Consider the following 4,925-nt stretch of genomic DNA (forward strand, 5'->3'; position numbering starts at 1 on the left):
CCCTGGGCCCCTCTTCCCCCGCCCAGGAGGGCGAGCGCCTCTTCGCCCTCGGGGACTACGCCGGAGCCGCCGCCGCCTACCGCCGCGCCCTCCAGGAACGCCCCGACAGCGAGCTGCTCAAGGAGCGGCTGATCGAGCTCTACCGCCTCGCTCGCGAGATGCCCCTACACTCCCCCACAGACAAGGCCCTCCCCAAGGAGACCGCCCCCCGCCTCCAGGCGCTCCTCGACAGGGTGGCCGCGCGCCGCCGCCTCAAGCGCGACTGACGGAAGGCCCCGTTTACACTCGGAAAACCGCCACACCGGGTGATTCGCGCGTTGCACCCCCCAGGGGGGGCCCCTAGAATCAGGTCCGACGCCGCTGTCAGGGTCAAACCCCGCCCCTGTGACACCCACGTCCGACCTTTATGCCCCGCTCCCTCCGACTCGGAGTCCTCACCGGTGGTGGTGACTGCCCGGGACTCAACGCACTGATCCGCGGCCTCGTAAAGCGGGGCACGCACGAATTCGGCCACGAATTCGTCGGCATCGAAAACGGCTACATGGGCCTCGTCGAGCCGGACCTCACACACCCGCTCACGGAGGAGGACACGCGCGGCATCCTCCCCAAGGGCGGCACCATCCTCGGCACGTCCAACAAGGCCAACCCCTTCTCCTACCCCTTCCTGGAGAACGGGCACTGGGTGGAGCGCGACGTGTCCGACCAGGTCCTCCGCCGGTGCGAGGAGCTCAAGCTGGACGGGCTGGTGGCCATCGGCGGTGACGGCACGCTTTCGATTGGCCACCGATTGGCCGCCAAGGGTCTCAACGTCGTGGGTTGCCCGAAGACCATCGACAACGACCTGTCCGGCACGGACCAGACCTTCGGGTTCGACACCGCGCGCCTCATCGTCACCGAGGCGTTGGACCGGCTGCACTCCACCGCCGAGGCGCATGATCGCGTCATGGTGGTGGAGATCATGGGCCGCCACGCCGGCTTCCTCACGCTGGAGAGCGGCATCGCCGGGGGCGCGGACGTCATCCTCATCCCGGAGATTCCCTACCGCGTGGAGTCCATCGTGGAGAAGCTCCGCCGCCGCGCCACGCGCCGCCGCAGCTTCTCCATCATCGCCATCTCGGAAGGGGCCTACCCCGAGGGCGGCGCGCTGGCCGTGCTGGATTCGGCCGAGGCCATCCCCGGACGCGGCGTGGTGCGGCTGGGGGGCTCCGGCAAGGTGTGCGCGGACCTGCTCGCGAAGCATGTCGACGCGGAGATTCGCGTCACCGTGCTGGGCCACCTGCAGCGCGGCGGCAGCCCGAGCGCGGCGGACCGGGTGCTGGCCACGCGCTACGGGTGCAAGGTGTTGGATCTCGTGCGTGACGGGCAGTGGAACCATATGGTCGCGCTGCGCGCGGGGGAGATTGTCGCGGTACCGTTGAGTGAGTCGCGCAAGGAGCGCCGGGTGGACCCCGCCGGTGAGCTGGTACGCTTCGCGAAGAGCATGGGCATCAGCTTCGGGGACTGAGGGGGAGGACGCCGCACCGTCATGACGCTCGTCGGCCGCCATATCGGTCGCTACCGCATCCTCGAGCAGCTGGGCTCGGGGGGCATGAGCGTCGTGTACAAGGGGCTCGACACGGCCCTGGACCGCGAGGTGGCGGTGAAGGTGCTGCACCCGCACCTGGCCGGCAAGGACGAGTCGCGGCGGCGGCTGGCGCGCGAGGCCCGCGCGGTGGCCAAGCTGCACCACCCCAACATCCTCGAGGTCTTCGACTTCTCGTCCGCGGACGCGCAGGACGCGTTCATCGTCACCGAGTACATCCGCGGCCAGACGCTGAAGTCCTTCCTCGACGAGGGGCCCATGGACCCGCCGGAGCTGGCGGCCATGGTCATCCACGAGCTGGCGGCGGCGCTCGCGCACGCCCACGAGGCCGGCGTCATCCACCGCGACCTCAAGCCGGAGAACGTCATGGTGCGCGAGGACGGCGTCCTCAAGCTCATGGACTTCGGCATCGCGAAGCTGCTCGACATCGAGGAGCGGATGACCGTCACCGGCACGCTGGTGGGCTCGCCGGCCCACATGGCGCCGGAAATCATCGAGGGCCTGGAGGCCGGCCCCGAGGCCGACGTCTTCAGCGTGGGCATCATGTTCTACGCCGCGATGACGGGCCGGCTGCCCTTCAGCGCCGCGAACACCACCGCCACCCTCAAGCGCATCCTCGACGGCGACTACGAGGACCCGCGCCGCCGCGTGCCCACGCTGTCCGACGAGCTGGCCGACATCTGCGCCACCTGCCTGCAGCGCGAGCCCCAGCGCCGCTACCCGGACGCGGCCAAGCTGCGCGACGCGCTGGCGGATTACCTCGCGGGCCTCGGCTTCGCGCGCGTGGGCGAAGAGCTGGTGTCCTTCTTCGCGGACCCGCACTCGTACCGGAAGGTGGCCCGCCAGCGCATCGTCGCCGCGCTGCTGGAGCGCAGCGAGCGCCAGCTCGCGGAGAAGCGCACCCCGCGCGCCCTGGCCAGCCTCAACCATGTGCTCGCGCTCGACGCGACCAATGCCCGCGCGCTCGCGCTCCTCAAGGGCGTGCGGCGCGCCCAGCGCATCAAGACGTGGCGCCGCCGCGGCCTGCGCGCGGGGCTCGGGCTCGCCGCCGCCGCGCTGCTGGGCGTGGGCGGCTGGAAGGCGCGCCAGGGCACCCCGGGCCAGGACACGCCGGGCGTCACTTCCGCCCTCCAAGGCGCCATGGACACCGACATGGCCCCGGGCACTCCGGGACTCCAGAGCGCTCCGGGTCCCCAGGGCTCGCCGGGCATCGCCCCCTTCCCCATCCAGGGCACGACTCCGGCCACGGGCGGTCAGGGCGCCACCCGGTCGCCGCGGAGCGCGGGCGGCCCGGCGGCCTCCGGTGCCTCGGAGACGGAGGAGCTCGCGGGTCCGGGCACCCCCCACCCCTCCAGCACGCCCGCGATGGTGCAGCATCCGGACGGCCCCGGGCAGAAGCCCATCACCGACACGCGGCCGGCCGCTCGCGCCGTCACCCCGCCTCCGGTGAGCCCCGCGATGCCTCCGGCCTCCGTGCCCGCTCCGGGCGGCGCGCTCAAGCCCGGCGCCCGCGCCACCGACGACGCTTCCCGCAAGCCCCAGGGGCACAAGGTCCCCGTGTCCATCCTCGTGAGGCCCTACGGCGTCATCAAGGTGGACGACGGCGCGCCCAGCGCACAGCCGCTGCAGAAGCACGACGTGGAGGTTCCGCCGGGCTTGCACCGCGTCACCATCTCCTGCGACTACTGCGAGGACGTGGTGGACACCATCGACGTGCGCCCGGACGGGGAGAATGTCTTCCACCTGCGCGCCCAGCCCAAGCCCTCGCGGCTCTCCTTCGAATACGAGCCGGCGGACGCGGTGGTGCGCGTGAACGGCCAGGAGCGCACCGCGCACGAGAGCCTCCAGTCGCCCTTCGAGGTCCGCTCTCCGCGTGGCCAGTCGGGCTTCCAGCACAGCGTCGAGGTGGAGATCTCCGCACCCGGCTACGTCACGGAGCGACGCAAGGTGCACCTGAATCCGGGAGAGCCCACCACCCTTCGCGGGAGCCTCCGCCCCGAATGAGCCGCGGACTCCTGCTCCTGCTGTGGCTGCTGGCCCTCGCGCCGGCGGCCGCCCAAGCCCAGGACTCCGGAGACCCGGAGGTGGCCGCGCTGCGCGCCAGCTTCGAGTATGGCAAGTACGCCGAGGTGCTGGACCGCGCGGGCTCCCGCATCGACCGCGGCGACCTCGGCGAGGACGACCTGGTGGAGCTGCACAAGCTGGCGGGCCTGGCGGCCTTCAACCTCGGCCGCAAGGAGGACGCCACGCGCCACCTGCGCGCCCTGCTCCGGCTGGACCCGGACTACAGCCTGGACCCCTTCGTCGTCCCGCCCCCGGCGGTGGCCTTCCTGGACGCGCTCAAGCAGGAGATGTCCAGCGAGCTGGAGTTCCTCCGCCAGGAGCGGCGGCTGCGCCAGGAGCGCGAGAAGGCCGCTGCCGAGCGCCGTGAGCGCGAGCGCCTGGAGGCCGAGGTGGCGCGCCGCCGCGCCGAGGAGATGGCCCGGCAGGTCACCGTGCGCACGGTGGAGAAGCGCAACTTCCTCGTCAACTTCGTCCCCTTCGGCGCCGGCCAGTTCCAGCAGGGCCGCACCAGCCTCGGCGTCGTCTTCGCCGCCGTCGAGGGCGCGCTCGCGGTGACGAGCATCATCTCCTTCTTCGCCTACGAGTCGCTCTTCGAGGAGCAGACCGTCCTCCTGGACAACGTCCTGGACCCGGACGGGCAGGCCTCCTTGCGCGTGCGCTACATCCCCACCAACCGGCGCAGGCAGGCGGACACCTGGCAGCTGCTCAAGCTGTCCTCGGCGGCGGGCTTCTACACCGTCTACGCCCTCGGCGCGGTGGACGCGCTGTACCACCACGAGGACCAGGTCATCCGCACCACCGTGGAGCCGCGCGCGGACGCGCCCGCCCCGGCGTCCGCGCCCGCTTCCGTCACCCTTCGAAACAGCTCACGCACGGAGGCCCCCAAGCCCTCCGCGCGCGTGGGCCTCTATCGCACGTCCGGCGGACTCGGCGCCGGTCTCACCCTCTTCTTCTGAAGCCCCCTCCAGGTACGCGACGCCATGGCCAGCCTCACCGTCCGCTCTCCCGATGGAAAGGTCCGCTCGGTCTCCCTGCTCAAGCGCATCACCAGCATCGGCCGGGGGCCGGACAATGACGTGCAGCTCGAGGACCCCGGTGTGCCCGACAGCGCCCTGCACGTCACCTTCGACGGCAGCCGCTACGAGGTGGGCAGCCTGGGCGCCACCTTCCACGTCAACGGCAAGAAGCGCGACGCCCACGCGCTGTCCACCGGGGACGTCGTCAAGGTCGGCGGCACGGAGCTGACCTTCGCCCGCGAGGACGCGCCCCGCGCCCTGTC

At 71.8% G+C, this 4,925-nt stretch carries 4 protein-coding genes and 1 pseudogene; all 5 read left to right on the forward strand.

From position 1 onward, the window contains the following. Nucleotides 1-266 (forward strand): annotated as a pseudogene (locus HG543_RS51355) (tetratricopeptide repeat protein); the annotation flags it as partial. Between the two features lie 140 nt (nucleotides 267-406). Then, on the forward strand, nucleotides 407-1,504 hold the full coding sequence (locus HG543_RS51360; protein ID WP_169352309.1) for a 6-phosphofructokinase: 1,098 nt from the start codon (nucleotides 407-409) through the stop codon (nucleotides 1,502-1,504). Nucleotides 1,505-1,525: 21 nt separating this feature from the next. Further along, nucleotides 1,526-3,586 (forward strand): serine/threonine-protein kinase, encoded by a 2,061-nt coding sequence (locus HG543_RS51365; RefSeq protein ID WP_169352310.1) that lies wholly within the window; start codon nucleotides 1,526-1,528, stop codon nucleotides 3,584-3,586. Next, nucleotides 3,583-4,602 (forward strand): tetratricopeptide repeat protein, encoded by a 1,020-nt coding sequence (locus HG543_RS51370; RefSeq protein ID WP_169352311.1) that lies wholly within the window; start codon nucleotides 3,583-3,585, stop codon nucleotides 4,600-4,602. Before HG543_RS51365 ends, HG543_RS51370 begins: the two co-directional genes overlap by 4 nt. A gap of 24 nt (nucleotides 4,603-4,626) precedes the next feature. Then, nucleotides 4,627-4,925: FHA domain-containing protein (locus HG543_RS51375; RefSeq protein ID WP_169352312.1), on the forward strand; the 299-nt coding region annotated here is incomplete at its 3' end.

It is taken from the genome of Pyxidicoccus fallax, assembly GCF_012933655.1.
Classification (GTDB): Bacteria; Myxococcota; Myxococcia; order Myxococcales; family Myxococcaceae; genus Myxococcus; species Myxococcus fallax.